General features: G+C 58.6%; 19 protein-coding genes. 10 read left to right on the top strand and 9 right to left on the bottom strand.

Annotated elements, in window-relative coordinates:
• Positions 1-12 precede the first annotated feature (12 nt).
• From C5750_RS00895 to C5750_RS00870, 6 genes are all read right to left on the bottom strand, one after another.
• The gene (locus C5750_RS00895; protein ID WP_105731987.1) at positions 13-279 is read right to left on the bottom strand and encodes a hypothetical protein; all 267 of its coding nucleotides are present in this window, start codon (positions 277-279) and stop codon (positions 13-15) included.
• An 83-nt stretch (positions 280-362) separates the two neighbouring features.
• Positions 363-1,196 carry an ABC transporter ATP-binding protein gene (locus tag C5750_RS00890; RefSeq protein ID WP_105731986.1) on the bottom strand — a complete coding sequence of 278 codons (834 nt, stop codon included), beginning with the start codon at positions 1,194-1,196 and terminating at the stop codon, positions 363-365.
• On the bottom strand, positions 1,193-2,047 hold the full coding sequence (locus C5750_RS00885; RefSeq protein WP_105731985.1) for an ABC transporter ATP-binding protein: 855 nt from the start codon (positions 2,045-2,047) through the stop codon (positions 1,193-1,195). Before C5750_RS00885 ends, C5750_RS00890 begins: the two co-directional genes overlap by 4 nt.
• 4 nt (positions 2,048-2,051) lie before the next feature.
• Positions 2,052-2,912 carry an ABC transporter permease subunit gene (locus C5750_RS00880; protein WP_105731984.1) on the bottom strand — a complete coding sequence of 287 codons (861 nt, stop codon included), beginning with the start codon at positions 2,910-2,912 and terminating at the stop codon, positions 2,052-2,054.
• A gap of 63 nt (positions 2,913-2,975) precedes the next feature.
• A complete protein-coding gene (locus C5750_RS00875; RefSeq protein WP_105731983.1) occupies positions 2,976-3,983 on the bottom strand; it encodes an ABC transporter permease subunit in 1,008 nt (335 codons plus the stop codon).
• A gap of 52 nt (positions 3,984-4,035) precedes the next feature.
• The gene (locus C5750_RS00870) at positions 4,036-5,640 is read right to left on the bottom strand and encodes an ABC transporter substrate-binding protein (RefSeq protein ID WP_105731982.1); all 1,605 of its coding nucleotides are present in this window, start codon (positions 5,638-5,640) and stop codon (positions 4,036-4,038) included.
• A 333-nt stretch (positions 5,641-5,973) separates the two neighbouring features.
• Here C5750_RS00870 and C5750_RS00865 point away from each other — a divergent pair, with 333 nt between their 5' ends.
• From C5750_RS00865 to C5750_RS00845, 5 genes are all read left to right on the top strand, one after another.
• Entirely contained in the window at positions 5,974-6,735 is a 762-nt protein-coding gene (locus C5750_RS00865; protein WP_105731981.1) for a 3-hydroxyacyl-CoA dehydrogenase, read from the top strand.
• A 179-nt stretch (positions 6,736-6,914) separates the two neighbouring features.
• Entirely contained in the window at positions 6,915-8,108 is a 1,194-nt protein-coding gene (locus C5750_RS00860) for a hypothetical protein (protein WP_105731980.1), read from the top strand.
• Complete coding sequence (locus C5750_RS00855) at positions 8,105-8,695, top strand: protein-S-isoprenylcysteine O-methyltransferase (protein ID WP_105731979.1); 591 nt, start codon at positions 8,105-8,107, stop codon at positions 8,693-8,695. The genes C5750_RS00860 and C5750_RS00855 overlap by 4 nt, the downstream gene beginning before the upstream one ends.
• 54 nt (positions 8,696-8,749) lie before the next feature.
• Positions 8,750-9,433 (top strand): hypothetical protein, encoded by a 684-nt coding sequence (locus C5750_RS00850; RefSeq protein WP_105731978.1) that lies wholly within the window; start codon positions 8,750-8,752, stop codon positions 9,431-9,433.
• Positions 9,434-9,535: 102 nt separating this feature from the next.
• Complete coding sequence (locus C5750_RS00845; protein WP_105731977.1) at positions 9,536-9,925, top strand: DUF930 domain-containing protein; 390 nt, start codon at positions 9,536-9,538, stop codon at positions 9,923-9,925.
• Between the two features lie 54 nt (positions 9,926-9,979).
• Here the strand turns inward: C5750_RS00845 and C5750_RS00840 are convergent, their stop codons facing one another.
• Positions 9,980-10,930 carry a cell wall hydrolase gene (locus tag C5750_RS00840; RefSeq protein ID WP_105731976.1) on the bottom strand — a complete coding sequence of 317 codons (951 nt, stop codon included), beginning with the start codon at positions 10,928-10,930 and terminating at the stop codon, positions 9,980-9,982.
• 239 nt (positions 10,931-11,169) lie between these two features.
• Between C5750_RS00840 and C5750_RS26285 the strand changes: the two genes are divergently transcribed.
• From C5750_RS26285 to C5750_RS00830, 3 genes are all read left to right on the top strand, one after another.
• Positions 11,170-11,361 (top strand): hypothetical protein, encoded by a 192-nt coding sequence (locus tag C5750_RS26285; RefSeq protein WP_130269732.1) that lies wholly within the window; start codon positions 11,170-11,172, stop codon positions 11,359-11,361.
• A 76-nt stretch (positions 11,362-11,437) separates the two neighbouring features.
• On the top strand, positions 11,438-12,217 hold the full coding sequence (locus C5750_RS00835; protein WP_105731975.1) for a HugZ family pyridoxamine 5'-phosphate oxidase: 780 nt from the start codon (positions 11,438-11,440) through the stop codon (positions 12,215-12,217).
• A 4-nt stretch (positions 12,218-12,221) separates the two neighbouring features.
• Positions 12,222-13,058 carry a TrmH family RNA methyltransferase gene (locus C5750_RS00830; protein ID WP_105731974.1) on the top strand — a complete coding sequence of 279 codons (837 nt, stop codon included), beginning with the start codon at positions 12,222-12,224 and terminating at the stop codon, positions 13,056-13,058.
• Here the strand turns inward: C5750_RS00830 and C5750_RS00825 are convergent.
• Both C5750_RS00825 and C5750_RS00820 read right to left on the bottom strand, forming a co-directional pair.
• Positions 13,029-14,090, bottom strand: a complete 1,062-nt coding sequence (locus C5750_RS00825) for a coiled-coil domain-containing protein (RefSeq protein WP_105731973.1) — start codon at positions 14,088-14,090, stop codon at positions 13,029-13,031. The genes C5750_RS00830 and C5750_RS00825 overlap by 30 nt on opposite strands.
• 144 nt (positions 14,091-14,234) lie before the next feature.
• Complete coding sequence (locus tag C5750_RS00820) at positions 14,235-14,816, bottom strand: DUF1134 domain-containing protein (protein WP_105731972.1); 582 nt, start codon at positions 14,814-14,816, stop codon at positions 14,235-14,237.
• A gap of 324 nt (positions 14,817-15,140) precedes the next feature.
• Here C5750_RS00820 and chpT point away from each other — a divergent pair, with 324 nt between their 5' ends.
• Together chpT and C5750_RS00810 are read left to right on the top strand one after the other, a co-directional pair.
• The gene (gene chpT, locus C5750_RS00815; protein WP_105731971.1) at positions 15,141-15,770 is read left to right on the top strand and encodes a histidine phosphotransferase ChpT; all 630 of its coding nucleotides are present in this window, start codon (positions 15,141-15,143) and stop codon (positions 15,768-15,770) included.
• Positions 15,771-15,875: 105 nt separating this feature from the next.
• Positions 15,876-16,241 (top strand): response regulator, encoded by a 366-nt coding sequence (locus C5750_RS00810; RefSeq protein WP_105731970.1) that lies wholly within the window; start codon positions 15,876-15,878, stop codon positions 16,239-16,241.
• The last annotated feature ends 1 nt before the right edge of the window (position 16,242 follow it).

Raw genomic sequence — 16,242 nt, 5'->3', positions numbered from 1 at the left:
GCGCGGACAGGTCTACTTGTCGTCGCCGTCCTCATCGTCGTCGCCGCTTTTACCGGCCGGTTGCCATGCATGCGGCGTGACTTTCTTCTGCGTGTTTGAATCGGTGAATATCCACCAGCCCGCGTCGGTTTCATCCCACTGGCCGCCAGTTGCCTTCAGGCGGTCCAGCGACCGGTATTGCGCCAGGGATTCGTTCTCCTGCCCGTCCTCGTCCGTCCAGAAGACCTGGACCTTGCTGCCGTCCTTCGGGGCAGTTGCAATCGGCTGACGTCCGCTCATAACAGTTCCTCCTGCAAATCGTGCTGTGCGTGGTTAACCACGCACAACGGGTCTGCCATTAACGGACGAACCGCGCGCTAAAATCAAGCGGCAGCTTTTTTCTTCTCCAGACGGGCACGGATGCTGGCGACATCGGATTTCGGCGTCGCCGCAAACAAGGTCTTTGTATAGCTGTGCTGCGGGTTCGAAAATACCTCGTCCCGCGTTCCGTACTCAACCACTTCGCCGTAATACATCACCATCACCTCATCGGCGATGTAGCGCACGACCGACAGGTCATGGCTGATGAACACATAGGTCAGGTTGAATTCATCCTGAAGGTCGGCCAGCAGATTGAGGACCTGTGCCTGCACCGAAAGATCAAGCGCGGAGACCGGCTCGTCAAGGACAAGCAGGCTTGGGCTCATCATCAATGCACGGGCAATGGCGATACGCTGGCGCTGCCCGCCGGAGAACATGTGCGGATAGCGGTTGTAATGCTCTGGACCGAGGCCAACTTTCACCAGCATCTGCATGGCAAGGTCCCGCCGCTCGGCGGCGGACTTGTTGGTGTTGAGCAGCAGCGGTTCGCCGAGAACCTCGCCGATCTTCTGGCGCGGGTTGAGCGAGCCATAGGGATTCTGGAAAATGATCTGCACCTTGCGGCGCATTTCCGGCGTCACCCTATCCCTGGCAATATTGATGGGTTTGCCGTCAATCAGCAGCTCGCCTTCCGACTGCGGATCAATCAGCGTCAGGATGCGGCCGAGCGTCGACTTTCCGCATCCGCTTTCGCCGACAATGGCAAGGGTCTTGCCTTTCTCCAGCGTGAAACTGACACCCTTGACCGCACGCACTGTCTTCGGCTTGCCGAACAGGCCGCCGCTGACGTGGTAATCGCGGACGATATTGCGCCCTTCAAGAACGATCTCGCTCATGTTGCTGCTCCTGCATTGGCGGCTTCGTTCTTCATGAAGTCTGCGACAGTGGACAGGCGGTCACCCGTCGCATTTTCCGGCAAGGCCGAAAGAAGGGCACGCGTATAGGGACTCTTCGGCGTTTCAAACAGAGACAGCACGTCGGCTTCCTCCATCTTGCGGCCTTTGTACTGGACAATCACGCGATCAGCCGTTTCCGCGACGACGCCCATGTCATGGGTAATCATGATCAACCCCATGCCATGCTTGGCCTGCAGGCTGACCAGCAGATCGAGAATCTGCTTCTGAATAGTCACGTCGAGCGCCGTCGTCGGTTCGTCGGCAATCAGCAGCTTGGGATTGCAGGCAATGGCGATGGCAATCATGACGCGCTGGCACTGGCCGCCCGACATCTGGTGCGGGAACGAGTTAAGCCGTTCCTCCGGCGTGGGAATACCGACCTGCTGCAGCAATTCGATTGCCCGCGTGCGCCGGGTCCTGGCATCCATTTTCATATGGAAGCGCAAAACTTCTTCCAGCTGGAAGCCAACCGTAAAGCACGGATTGAGGCTTGCCATCGGCTCCTGAAAGATCATCGCCACGTCGCGGCCGACGATCTCCCGCCGCTGTTTGGTCGTCATCGTCAGCATGTCATGGCCATTGAAGGTCATGGTGTCGGCGGTGACGGTGGCCGTCTTCGGCAAAAGCCCCATCACTGCAAGCATGGCAACCGATTTGCCGGAGCCGGACTCACCGACAATGGCCAGCACTTCGCGCGCATCGACATGCAGGTCGATCCCCTGCACGGCCATGAACTGGCCAGAGCTCGTGTCAAATCCGACCGAGAGATTCTTGATTTCAAGCAGCGCCATGATCTCAGCTCCTCTTCAGCTTGGGATCGAGGGCATCGCGCAGACCGTCGCCGACGAGATTGATCGCAAGCACGGTAATCAGGATGGCCAGACCGGGGAAAGTCACAACCCACCAGGCACGCAGGATGAATTCGCGCGCTTCGGCAAGCATGGTGCCCCATTCCGGTGTGGGCGGCTGCGCACCCATGCCGAGGAAGCCCAGAGCCGCCGCTTCAAGAATCGCGTTCGAGAAGGACAGCGTGCCCTGAACGATCAGCGGTGCCAGACAGTTCGGCAGGATCGTCTTGAACATCAGCCGTATGTGACCCGCGCCGGCAAGCTTGGCGGCAGTCACATATTCACGGTTCTTTTCGCTCATGACCGCTGCGCGTGTCAGACGGGCGAAGTGCGGCTGCAGAACCAGCGCAATGGCGATCATCGCATTGAACAGCCCAGGTCCCAGAATGGCGACGAGCACCAGCGCCAGCAACAGCGGCGGAAAGGCGAGAATGATGTCCATGATGCGCATGATCAGCGCATCGACCCAACCGCGGAAATAGCCGGCGAGAACACCGAGAATGACGCCCGTGACCATGGAAATAGCAACGACAATCAAACCGATGAACAGCGAGAAGCGCGCGCCATAGATCAGGCGGGACAGCAGATCGCGGCCGACGGCATCCGTTCCCAGCAGGAACGACGAATTGCCGCCCTCCTGCCAGGCTGGCGGCGTCAACAGCGCTTCACGATATTGCTCATAGGGCGCATGCGGCGCAATGAACGGTCCGAGAATGGCAACAAGTACCAGAAAAATCAGAGTGGCAAGCCCGATGACAGCGCCCTTGTTGACGCTGAAATAGAACCAGAATTCCGTGAACCTGCCCATGCGGCCCGTTGACGGGGCGGCGGCGAGCGGTGCGGGAGGGGAAACTTCGTTAGTCACGGTTCCTCACTTTACGCGGATACGCGGGTTGACGACCGCATAGAGCAGATCGACAATCAAATTGACGGTCATGACGATCAGCGCGACCAGCATCAGGCCGCCTTGAACGACGACATAATCGCGCTTGGCGATGGCGTCGATCATCCACTTGCCGATGCCTGGCCAGGAGAAAATCGTCTCCGTGAGGATGGCGCCTGCCATCAGCAGGCCCATCTGCAGGCCAATGGTCGTGATGACAGGGATCATGGCATTGCGCAGGGCATGGATGCCGATGACCCGCTTGGGCGCAAGACCCTTGGCACGCGCCGTGCGCACATAATCCTCACCCAGCACTTCCAGCATGGCTGAACGTGTCTGGCGGGCGATGACCGCGAGCGGAATGGTTCCAAGCACAATCGTCGGCAGGATCAGGTGCGAGAATGCGGATTTGAACGCACCTTTCGGCCCGGAAATGAGACTGTCAATCAGCATGAAGCCGGTTGTGGGCTTGAAGAAATAGATCAGATCCATGCGGCCCGAGACCGGCGTCCAGTGCAGAATACCGGCGAACAGGATGATCAGCAGGATACCCCACCAGAAAATCGGCATGGAATAACCAACCAATGCAATTCCCATGCTCAGCTGGTCGAAGATCGAACCGCGCTTGACCGCGGCAAAAATGCCGGCGGGAATGCCAATGATGACGGCAAACAGCATGGCGCAGAGACTGAGCTCAAGCGTAGCTGGGAACAGGGAGAGGAAATCCGCAAGGACCGCGCGTTTGCTGGCGATCGACGTCCCAAAATCCCCATGGAAAATATTCCAAAGGAACGAGAAGTACTGCTCCCAGATCGGTCTGTTGAAGCCGAACTGCTCAAGCAGCATCTGGTGACGCTCCGGCGTCATGCCGCGCTCGCCTGCGAGCGCAATGACAGGATCGCCCGGCAGCAGGCGGATAAACATAAAAGCCACAAAGCTGATGCCGATAAAGGTCGGAATCAGCAGCAGCACTCGTGAAGCGATGTATCGGAACATGGTAACCCAATAAAAGGCGGTACCGGCCGAAGCCGGTACCGCGAGGAGTCAATTACTCGGTGATGTCAACATCGGCGAAGTTGTGAACACCGAACGCGCTTTGCACGTAACCGGTCACATTCTTCGTCGTCACATCGGTTACCAACGAGTGCGCCAAAGTGGCCCATGGTGCTTCACGCTTGAAGATGACCTGAGCCTGTTCGTAAAGCTTGGTGCGTTCGGCCTGATCGGCAGTCACAGCAGCCTTGTCGATGAGCGCAGTGAACTCCTTGTTGCACCATGCGGTACGGTTGGCCTGGCCAACGGCCTGACACGACAGCAGCACGGCAAGGAAGTTGTCCGGATCACCATTGTCACCGGTCCAGCCGAGGATGACCGCACCGTCATGCTTCGGATCGGAAGCGCGCTTCAGGTATTCCTGCCAGTCATAGCTGACGATCTCGACCTTCACGCCGACCTTGGCAAAGTCGGACTGCAGCAGTTCAGCCGTACGGCGGCCGTTCGGCATGTAGGGGCGCGCAACCGGCATCGCCCAGATCTTCATCGACAGATTCTTGACGCCAGCCTTTTCGAGAGCCTTCTTGGCTGCTTCAGGATTGTATTCGTCATCCTTGATTGCCTTGTCATAGGACCACATTGTCGGCGGGATCGGGTTGACCGCCGGTGTGCCCTGACCGAGATAGACGGCATCAACGATTGCCTTCTTGTCGATGGCCATATTGAGCGCCTTGCGCACTTCCGGCTTGTCGAAGGGGGCCTGGGTCGTGTTGTAACCAAGATAAGCAATATTCAGGCCTGGCTTCTGAATAACCTTCAGATTGGTATCAGCCTTGAGGCCCGCCACGTCAGCCGGATCAGGATAGATGGTGATATTGCATTCGCCCGCCTTGATCTTCTGTACGCGTACAGCAGCATCGGTCGTTATAGCGAAAATCAGGTTGTCGATCTTTACCTTGCCCTTCCAATAGCCGGGGTTGGCTTCATAACGGATGGCAGTGTTCAGCTGGTAATCAACGAACTGATATGGGCCTGATCCGACGGGCTGCTCGTTGAACTTCTGCGGTGTGCCGTCAGCCTGAAGCTTATCGGCATATTCCTTCGAGACGATCGAGGAAAAGTCCATTGCAAGACCGGCAAGCATCGGGGCGCTTGGCTTGTTCAGCACGATCTTGACCGTCAGGTCATCGACCTTCTTGACTTCCTTGATCAGCTTGGGGAAGTCCATGCTTTCAAAATATTCGTAGGTCGCGCCTTCGACATACTTGGCCCACTTGCTGCCTTCCTTCTGACGTTCGAAGGAGAAAACAACGTCATCGGCATTCAGATCGCGCGTTGGCGTGAAATAGCTGGTTGTCTGGAACTTGACGCCCGGACGAAGCTTGAATGTGTATTCAAGGCCGTCATCGGAAATCGTCCAGCTTGTTGCCAGGCTCGGCTCGACTTCGGATGTACCAAGCTTGAATTCAACAAGCTTGTTGAAAACAGCCTGTCCGGTCGCGTCAAGCGTTTCACCGCCGGTATAGAGCGCAGGGTCGAAACCGCCGGGAGCAGCTTCAGAGCAGAACACGAGAGATTTAGCCGAGGCTCCACCTGCCATCAGCCCACCCGTCAACATTGCAAGCGCTGTCGCCGCAAGGAGTTTCTTGTAGGTCTTCATTTTTCCACCTTCAGAGGTTTTTTGTGTTGCCGGCCCCCATGCCCGCAACCGAGGTTGCATGGAAGCCTTTGCAATGTCGCAATGCAAGCAGATTTATTCGCAGTCAACCTACCACCTCATGAAGAAACGAAGATTCTGGGGAAACTTTTTAACAAAGCCGTAAAAATAGCGAAATTCACTAAATGAGACGCCTCGAACTTTTGCTAAGCAGCGTTTTTAAATCGGCATAATCCGGGCCTGGACATGCTTTTCACCATCTGCGCCCGCAAATAACGACTGGATCAGCACCCAAACTCGTGCCAGAACCCATGAAAATCAACGAGGAGATGCATTGTGAACGTTCAGGGCCAAACAGCGATTGTTACGGGCGGCGGATCGGGCCTGGGCGCGGCGACGGCGCGCGCGCTGGCAGAGAAAGGCGCAAAAGTCGCCCTTTTCGACATCAATGCCGATGCGGCGCAAAAAGTTGCCGATGACATAGGCGGCCTGGCCGTCGCCTGCAACGTATCGAGCGCGGACGACGCCGAGCGGGCAGTCGCCCATGTCGCAAACAAGCTTGGCACCGCACGAATCCTGGTGAACTGCGCCGGTATCGCCAATGCCGGGCGGATTGTCGGCCGAGACGGCCCGCATGATCTGGAACTGTACCGCCGGGTCATCGAGGTCAATCTCATCGGTTCGTTCAACATGCTGCGGCTGGTCAGCGATGCGGCCGCCAAACTCGAGCCGCTGGACACGGGTGAGCGCGGCGTGATCATTTCAACCGCCTCGGTTGCCGCCTTCGATGGCCAGATCGGCCAGGCGGCCTATGCTTCATCGAAGGCAGGCATTGCCGGTCTGACACTGCCCGCCGCCCGCGAACTCGCGCGTTTCGGCATCAGGGTCATGGCCATTGCACCCGGCATATTCGGCACGCCCATGCTTCTGGCCATGCCGCAGGAGGTTCAGGATTCTCTGGCGGCCTCCATTCCGTTCCCTTCCCGCCTCGGCAAACCCGAGGAATATGCAGCCTTGGCCCTGCACATCATCGACAACCCCATGTTGAACGGCGAAACGATTCGTCTTGACGGCGCGATACGCATGGCGCCTAAATAATAACGATTGGACAGGTTTGGGCTGAAAGGCGGATACGCCAAAAGGCTGCGATGGCACCAACCATTGCAACTCTTTGCCTTTGACGACGTTCTGTTAACGTCGGTCATCTAAATTCCTTTTTGGCTCGATTCAGCTGAGAGCGCTGACACCGTCGCAATCGGAACCTGGAAAGGTGGCAGATGTCCGTTATCAATCGCCTGGTTGTTCTCTTGCCAGGCTTTGAACATATGCCGGTCGAGGCCCATCATCGGCGCTTCCTGCGGGAAGCAACCAAGACAGCGCCTGTTTACGACATGTCGTTGCAGGAAGATGGCGCGTTGAAAGTATCGTCCGCCGAGGGCGGCGTCGGCGTGGGGGAGTTTACGCTTGTAACCGCCGGTGCGAACTGGTCCGCCAGGACCGATTTTGTCCTCTATGGCCTCGGTGACATCAACCATTTCTATGCCGCACGCAATCCTGCCGTCCGCATCCTCAGCGGCATCGTTGCTCTGGTCGATTTCATCGTCAGCGGCACGTTCTTCCGCTTCTTGTCGACAAGCTGGCGCTATGCGCTTTTCTTCCTTTATCCTCTCGTCATCATGGGTGCCGTTGCCGTGCTGTCCATCGGTGCCGGACGCCTCGCCTTGGCGATGACGCAGCAGGCGGCGGTTGCCGTTGCCGTCGGCCTGGGGGCGGCCCTGGCCCTGCTTGCCGTGGCAGCGCGGAAAATGCACTTTCTCCTGATCATGGACGACTGGACATTCGCGCGCGACATGGCACGCGACAACCGTCCCGACATCACGGCGAAACTGCACCATGTCATCAGCGATGCCGCAGCCCGGATCAGCCAAGCGGCGCCCGCGACCGAGGTCGTCGTTGCCGCGCACAGCATGGGCGCGATCTGCGCCCTGCACATTCTCGATGCCGCCCTGCAGCAGAATGATTCCCGGCGCTATGGCCTGCTCACCGTGGGTTCGAGCCTGCTCAAGCTGGCATTGCATCCCGCCGCCAAAGCCCTGCGGGCAAGCGTCGAAGCCGTCGCGCGCAGCCGCGCCATTTGGATCGACGCCCAATCGCTGACCGACCCGATGAATTTCTACAAATCCAATCCCGTCCGTGATCTGAATATCGCGGATGCGGAATCGCCCGTCCTGGTCAAGGTCCGCTTCCGCAGCCAATTGTGCGACGAAACCTACAGGTCCATCCGCCGGAATTTCTTCCGTGTGCACCGGCAATTCGTCTATGGCGTCGAAAAGCGCTCGGCCTATTCCTGGCATGCGATCCTCTGCGGGCCGGAAACCTTTGCCGATGTCGCCGCACGCGGCGGGCTGCCATGCGAATGCGCCGCCCAGTCCGCCTCACCCATGAAAATAGCCGAAACTGCCACCATATGATGTCACTTGCCGTTGCCGGAAAGGCCCTGTGGGTCGTTCTTATCGTCGCCTGGTATCTCTTGCGCCGCCCGTTCGACAGGCGTGCGCGCCGCGCGAAACTGACCGTTGACCGCCGCAAGGGCGCCGACACGCTGCGGCTCGCCATATCCCTGACCGGCCTCGGCATCATTCCGGCCGTCTATGCCGCCACCAGCCAGCCGGGATTCGCCTCCTATGCGCCAAGCCCCGTCCTCTTCGCCCTGGGTATCCTGACCGGCATCGCCGCACTGCTGCTGTTCCGGCTCACGCACAAGGCCCTGGGGCAGATGTGGTCGGTCTCCCTGCAACTGAAGCAGGATCACAAACTTATTACCACGGGCATCTACAAACGCCTGCGGCATCCCATGTACACAGCCTTCTGGCTCATGGCATTGACCCAGGCCTTGCTTTTGCCCAATTATATCGCCGGTCTATCGGGTCTGGCGGGGTTCGGTTTCCTGTTCTTCTCCAGAATTGGGGCGGAAGAACAGATGATGGAAGAGGCCTTCGGGGAAGAGTATCGCCAATATCGCGCCAGGACATGGCGCGTATTGCCATTGGTCTATTGAAAGCTGTGCCGTTTTCAGCGGCAAAGCCATCACAGGATTGAAAAGAGAATTGTCTTGCTGAACACCGCTTCAAACGCATCAACCTCGTTCAAGATGTTCCTCGCACCGGCCTTTGCCCTCACCCTCGCGGCCTGCCAGTCGACACCGCCATCCAGCGTGTCCGTTGCCCCGTCGGCCTATGCTGCGGAAATGCCGGAACTGACCTGCGCCGCCCATGGCAGCGCCAGCGGATCCGCGGTCAAGCTGACGGCCAACCGGACCAAGCCCGGCGACCCCGCCTACATCGAATTCCGCCAGCGCCTGTCGCCCGGCATTCCAAGCGGCCACATGTATGTGGTTTTCGGCAGGCTCGATGCCAATGGCAATCCCCTCACGCGCCAGTATAACGGCCTCTTCCCCAAGGGCAGTCTGCTGGGCCTTTACGGCGGCGCCCTCATTCCCATGCCCGCGGAACTGAAGCCCAGTTACGCCGACTGCCATTTCGCCACAGGTGCGGCCTATCGTGTATCCTTGACGGAAACGCAGTATCAGAGCCTTCTCGGCAAGGTACGCGCCAATCTGGCCAACCCGCCGAAATGGACGATGTTCGGTTTCAACTGCAACAATTACGCGGCTTCTCTCGGCAGCGTTGCCGGTCTCGTCGAGCCGTCGAACACCGCCCTGCCGTCATTTGCCTATATCTACGCCTATATCGAAGCCAATGGCGACAAGAAACCGGTCGCCCGCAAGCAGTCGTAGAGCTTTTCATAATTTGGTCCCAATCCGGGAGACATTGGAGCCTTTCCGGCATCCGGACCCGGACCCTTGTCCTTCCGCCCATTTTCGGAGAGCGCGGCATTGATGAAATCAGTTCTGGCCATGCTTTTGGCGACGGCCGCCGTGATGGGCTCAGCCAAAGCCATGGATTCAACCGAAGCGGAAGAGCTGGAGGGATTGAGTCCCGAGACCCGGCTGGAACAGCGCTGCGATCTGGAAGCCATGGAGCGTATTCACCACGATCCGGTCAAGCTGGTGCCTGACGAACTGGTCGCCTATGCCTTCAAGGAACCGCTGGTGACCGGCGACAAAATCCAGTCGACCGGTGCCGCCTTTCGCAGCAAGGGTGAATGGTACCACCTCTCCTATACCTGCACGACGTCGCCCGATCACATGACCGTTCTGACATTTCAATACGCGATTGGACAGATGGTTCCCCACAACGAGTGGGCGCAGCACTATCTCGTGCCGTAGACGGATATTGACCAGCGCCGCCTGGGCGACGCTGGAGCCTGATCTTTTGCTTGTCTAGTTTGTGAAGCCCGGACGATCTTGCGCGAGCAGCATCTGCCCGATCGCATCGACCGATTTGCTCTTCGGTGCCTCAAAAGCAAGGACTGCCTGCTCGGCATTCTGCGGCATGGCCGCCGTCTTTGCCGGGGCGGGTGCGGGCGCCGTGAAGACCATGGCTGGTGCGGGCGGATCAACCGGCACAGCGGTATTGGCAAAAGCAAGCTGCTGCGGAGCTTCCCCACGCATCGGTTGGGCCTGCGCCACGGCAAATGGCTGATTGGTCACACGACCGGATGTCGCGGTTGTCGTCGTCGGCTGCGCGCTGGCAACCATGATGTTGCTAACCGAGGCCGGGTTCGTATTTCTCATGCTGGCAATATAGGCATTGGCAATGGCAACACTGGCCACCTTGTTGCCCAAATCCGGCGAGTTGTACCTGTCACGCTTCTCGTAAAAAGCATTGCCACCGGCAACGACCGTATAGTGCATGTTGCGGTAGGGGAAGCGCAGGCCGGCCGTGTGGAAGAACATCGCGTCCTTGACCTTGGGATGGCGCTGGCCCTTGAGCACGGCATCAGCCGCCTGCTGTACGTCGGGAAGCGCTGCCGATTGCATGGGCCGCGACAGGACGCCGGGAGCAAACTGCCCCTTCTCGCCCACCACGCCGCAGATCGTATTGGCATATTTGCCCGAATCGAGACGGTTCATCACCACGGTGCCCACCGCAAGCAGACCATCCTTGCTCGAACGGTTGGACTCGAAGAACATCGCCCGTTCCAGGCATTCCTTGTCCTTCGGCGTATAGGCATAGGTGGACGTCTTGGAGACGGTCGTATTGCTGCTTGTCAGATTTGCCTTCACCTTACCGGCATGCTGGGCATTCTGTGTGGTGCAACCACTGACGAGGCCAATGGCGGCAATAACACCCACGATCGAGGGGGTTTTCCACTTCCTTGCGCCGATCACGAAGCAATTCTCATCGCTGTTTTTCCTGCTGGTGAAGTTGCCCACAGATTGAGGTCATTTGGGGCCAAACAATGGCAGATGGAGCTAACGGGTGATCACAATTTACCATCTATTTGAAATCATGGCGTTATTTTCTTCATAAAAGAAGCAAAAAATTTCCAAAAATGGCAAAATTAAGAATTTGTTTACCGTATTTGCAGTAAGATTAATGCAACTGATCCGGCTCGAAAGACAGAATCATGCCCCACTATTCTGCAAGGTATGACACGCGTGAAGCACTGATGGAAGCGCTCGTCGAGTTGATGGCGCTCGAGGTGCCAGCCGAAGAATTTGCGCCCGTCCTGTGCACGATCGGACCGGTCGATCTCGACCTGCTTGCCGATTGCATGAACGACGTTGGCCTCAACGACAACCGGCCGATCGCTGCATAATTCCTCCCCGGTGAAAATGGCTTGCCGGGGGCCTGCCAAGCCATTATCTCTCGCCCAGCAATGCGAGGGATGAGCCGTGACCCAGAAAAAAGATGTGCTGCGCGAGACAGATGCCGAAGCCGTCAGGCTCGCCCGGACACTGATTCGCAAGGCGCGCCATGCCGTCATCGCAACGCTCGATCCCGCGACAGGCGGTCCGATCGCAACCCGCGTCGGTCTCTCCACCGACCATGATGGAACGCCGGTCATTCTGGTCTCCGCCCTTTCCGCCCATACGCCAGCCCTGCTCGCCGATCCGCGCTGCTCCCTGCTTGCCGGCGAGACCGGCAAGGGCGATCCTCTTGCCCATCCGCGCGTGACGGTGTTCGCCAGGGCAAGGGAAATTGCCCGCGATACGGCGGACCATGCCCGTATTGAATGGCGCTATATCTCGCACCAGCCCAAGGCAAAACTCTACGCCGGGTTGGGTGATTTCCGCTTCTTCCGGCTGGAACCCACGGGCGCCAGCCTCAATGGCGGTTTTGGCAAGGCCTATCAGTTGACGGCCGAGGATCTGCTCACCGGCAATCCCGCCAATGACGAGCTGGCGGCGGCGGAAAAATCCGCTGTCGAACATATGAACGCGGATCACGCCAACGCCATTTCGCTCTACGCCCGCTTCTTTGCAAAGGCACCCGCAGGCAACTGGCGCATGACCGGAATTGACGCCGATGGGTTCGATATCGCCGATGGCGACGACGTCCAGCGGATCTGGTTTCCGGCACCGCTGACGTCAGCCGGGGACATGCATAAGAGCCTCGTGCGCATGGCAGGTGAAGCGCGGGCGGGCCTGGCCGCCGCAGGCGAAACGGTCTGACACGATGCCGCGACAGGATGAAGGCTGGCTGGAACACCGCATCACGCGCATCGATGACGCAGAGGATGCGCGGCTCAGCCCCTATCGCAATGTCCGCGAGCGCGATCTGGTTGGACGGGAAGGCCGTTTCATTGCCGAGGGCAAGGTTGTGCTCAACGTGCTGCTTGCCAATGCGGCTTTCGCGGTCGAGTCGCTTCTGGTCCTGGAAAACCGGCTTGCCGGCCTTGCGGCGCAAATAGCCCTCTGTCCGCTCGACGTTCCGGTCTATTGCGTATCGCGCGCCATCATGGATGCGATTGCCGGTTTCCCCATGCATCGCGGCATACTTGCCGTCGGCCGCCGCAGCGCACCCCGTTCAGCCGGCCAGCTGATCGGTGCCCTGCCGTCCGCCTCGCTTGTCGTGGTGCTGTGCGGCATATCCAACCATGACAATATGGGATCGATCTTTCGCAATGCCGCGGCATTCGAGGCTGACTGCATCCTGATGGATGAAACCAGCTGCGATCCGCTCTACCGCAAGGCGATCCGCGTGTCCGTGGGTGCGGCACTCAAGGTTCCGTTCGCGCGCGAAGGCTCGATTGACGATCTCGTCAGCATATTGCAGCAGGCGAAATTCGATATTTACGCGCTCAGTCCGTCGGGCATGGAAAGCCTTTACACCGCACAACCGGGATCACGCACGGCGCTGCTGCTGGGAACCGAGGGCGAAGGCCTGCCGAAAGCCCTGATGCAGACGCTCAAGACGGTGAGAATTCCGATGTCCGAAGCGTTCGACAGCCTGAACGTCGCCACGGCCTCCGGCATCGCGCTGTCACGGTTTAGCCGGTTCTCCGGCATTTGACGCCACCGCGGAAGCGGCTTTTTGCAGGGCGCGGATGCGATCTGCCAAACTGGTGATCGTTTCGCCGTTTTCGTCATAGGCCACAGGGACCTCGCCGCCTGCGCTTGCCAGGAGCTTGTTCACCGGAGACGACGGGCCCTCAAGCCGGGCAACCATGGCAACCACCTGGGACGCCAGTGCGTTCATCTCTTCACGCAACCGTTTGCTTTCCTCGGCCTGCACAAGCGCCTGCTTGCCGCGTGGCGCATGGTCCGCAGCGACACCCTGCTTGCGGCCTTCGGCAATGATGGCGCGCAGGCGCTCGTTGAGACGCTCGACTTCCTTTTCCCGCCGCAAAAGCTTGGCCTCGTTGTCCGACAGTTTCGTCATCAGTTCGCTTGCCCGTGTTTCCGCACCATCGCCGCGCTTTGTTTCCTGTCCGAGCGAATGTTGCAATGCCTTGAGCTCGGTTTCCAGCTTGTGTTTCTGCTCTTCGCCGTCCCGCTTGGCCCGGCGCGCTTCCTTCAGCTCGTCCGAAAGGTTCTCGATGCGGGTGGTCTGTGCCGCCACATCGATCTGCAGGCTGTCGGCTTTCGTCTCCGTGCTGTTCAGGCGGCGATGCAGGAGTTCAAGCTCCGCGGAACGCTGCTCCAGAGTTTGCACCGTACCGGCAAGCTCTTCCGCCGATTTTTCCAGTGCCTGATCGCGTTGCGCAAGGGATGCCTGCAATTCGGCGATCGTTGCATCACGGGCGGCAACGTCGGCCGAAAGCAGGCGGACCTGCCGCTCCTTCTCGCTGAACACAGCCAGTTGCTGCGCTGATTTTTCCTTGATGCCCGCCAGGGTCATTTCCAGCTTGCGTTCGCTCACGGCGTGTTCTGCCCGCAATCCATCGCGCTGCGCCTGGATTTCATTGAGCGTCAGCGGTGTTTCCGCTTCGACGCGCCTGCGGGTCAGCAGCATGGCGCGGCGCCAGACCGGAGGCGCAAAGATCAGCGCCAACAAGACGGCACTCAAAAATCCGAGGGCAAAATAAAGTGCGGTCTGGATCACGATAAGGGTCCTGTTAGAAGGTCAGGCGGAGGATAGAACGGAATATCCCCCGCTTCAAATCTGGCACAATGCCGGTCCGCCATCAAACGGCAAAGACGCGGAACGGTTTCCGCGTCTTGCTCATGCATCAGGAAAGGCGGGCGATCAAAACGGGTTCCAGGTCGGAGACTGGGTGATCTTGAGATAACCGACATTCACGCCAAGCCGTGCGCCAACGCCGGTGCGTATGGGGACCAGCAGGACCTGATTGCGCTTGAGGACATTGAAACCGACACCGGCAAAGAGATAGGCCGAGCCCGCCACGCCGACAAAACGGCCGTAGAGATTCTGTATATCGTCAAGATTGTAGACGAGCATCATGACACGGGAACCCTGGCCGCCGAAGTCCCATCCGATGGATGGGCCCTGCCAGAAACTTTTGTGATCCCCGGCATTCTTTGTATAAAGCGTGCCCTCGCCATAGGTGAGGCCCCCGATGATGGCGCCCGATCCCTCTTCACCCAGGATATAGCCGTTCGGCAGACCATAGCTCTGGAAAATCTTCTCGACCGCCGATGCCAAACCACCGGATGTCGATCCGAAAAATCTCTGCCCCGAATTGACGATCTCATCCATCGAGAACTGGTCCTGCGCCGCATTGGCCGCATGCGGCTCTACAACAGCCAGGGACACCATCGTCAGGATCAGGAGAAAAAAACGGTTCATAGACAAGAATAGAGACGCCATCATAATTCCTTTTGGCTGTTCGCTTCTTTGTCCGACGCCAGATGCGAATCTTGTGTTCGCCTTGTAATTGAAGCACCATTTAAAGGTCTAAACCTTGTATAAAAGTTTATGAATCGATCTTGGCATTTCAATGGCTTGCCGGGGACGGGAAAAAGATAAGGAATTCAGCATCTCCCGGTATCGTCGACGTCGTTCTTGCCGATCCGGACCGAGCTATGTATCCAAATGCAACAGCAATCAGAGTGATTCGGCCTGAACATCTGATTCGGCATAACCCCAATACGCAGATTCCAATTGTCAGCCAAATCCTTAGGAGTTTCTCTCATGACATTGCCCGTTATTCTCTCGGCAACGGACCTCGGAGCCCTCCTGAGCAGCCGCATCTGCCATGATATCATTTCGCCGGTGGGTGCGATCAACAACGGGCTGGAACTTCTGGAAGAAGGCGGCGCCGACGAAGATGCGATGAACCTCATCAAATCGAGCGCGCGCAGCGCCTCTGCCCGCCTGCAGTTTGCCCGTATTGCCTTCGGCGCCGCCGGATCGGCCGGTGTCCAGATCGATACAGGCGATGCCCAGAACGTGGCCAATGAATATATGAAGGGCGAGAAAGCCGAGTTCACCTGGACCGGCAACCGCGTCCTGCTGCCCAAGAACAAGGTCAAGCTGCTGCTCAACCTGGTGCTGATCGCCAATGCGGCCCTGCCGCGCGGCGGCACGCTGAACGTTGCACTGGAGACACCGGAAACCGAACCGCGCTTCGTCCTGACATCGCGCGGACCGATGCTGCGGGTTCCGCCGAAATTCCTTGAACTGCACAGCGGCAAGACCCCGGAAGAGCCGATCGACGCCCATGCGGTGCAGCCCTATTACACCCTGTTGCTGGCGCAGGAGGCCGGAATGACCATCTCCATCCACGCCACGCCGGAAGAGATCGTGTTTTCGGCGGCGTGAGCCGGTAAAAATTTACCATCCGCCTTGGCCATTTCTTCACAATCGGCCTGATACTCTCCCTTGAAGCAGCTGCAATGTCGCAGTGATTCCGGGGGGAGTTGGCACGTGTTACGTTGTATGGTCGTTGATGGAGCGCCGGTGGTCAGGAAAGTTGCAACGCGCCTGCTCGCGAGCGACAGCGTCGTCGTGACGACGGCCGACACCGGCTTTCAGACGGTTTCCGCCTGCAGCGTGGAGATGCCTGACATCATCATCCTGGATTGCGCGCTGCCGGACATGCCGTCGGTCGATATCATCAGCCAGATCAGAGCCCTGCCCGGCGGCAAGGAAAGCCGGATTTACCTCTGCCTTGCCGAAATCGATGTGACCAAGATCATGCGGGCCAAACGGGCCGGCGCTTATGGTTATCTCCTGAAGCCCTTCAACCGGGAATCGATCTCGGAAATCCTGCCGGCGCCTTCCGTCGGGTGAA

Origin of the sequence: Phyllobacterium myrsinacearum (assembly GCF_002980555.1) — a bacterium.
Classification (GTDB): domain Bacteria; phylum Pseudomonadota; class Alphaproteobacteria; order Rhizobiales; family Rhizobiaceae; genus Phyllobacterium; species Phyllobacterium myrsinacearum.
This window is presented reverse-complemented; position numbering and strand designations above follow the sequence as displayed.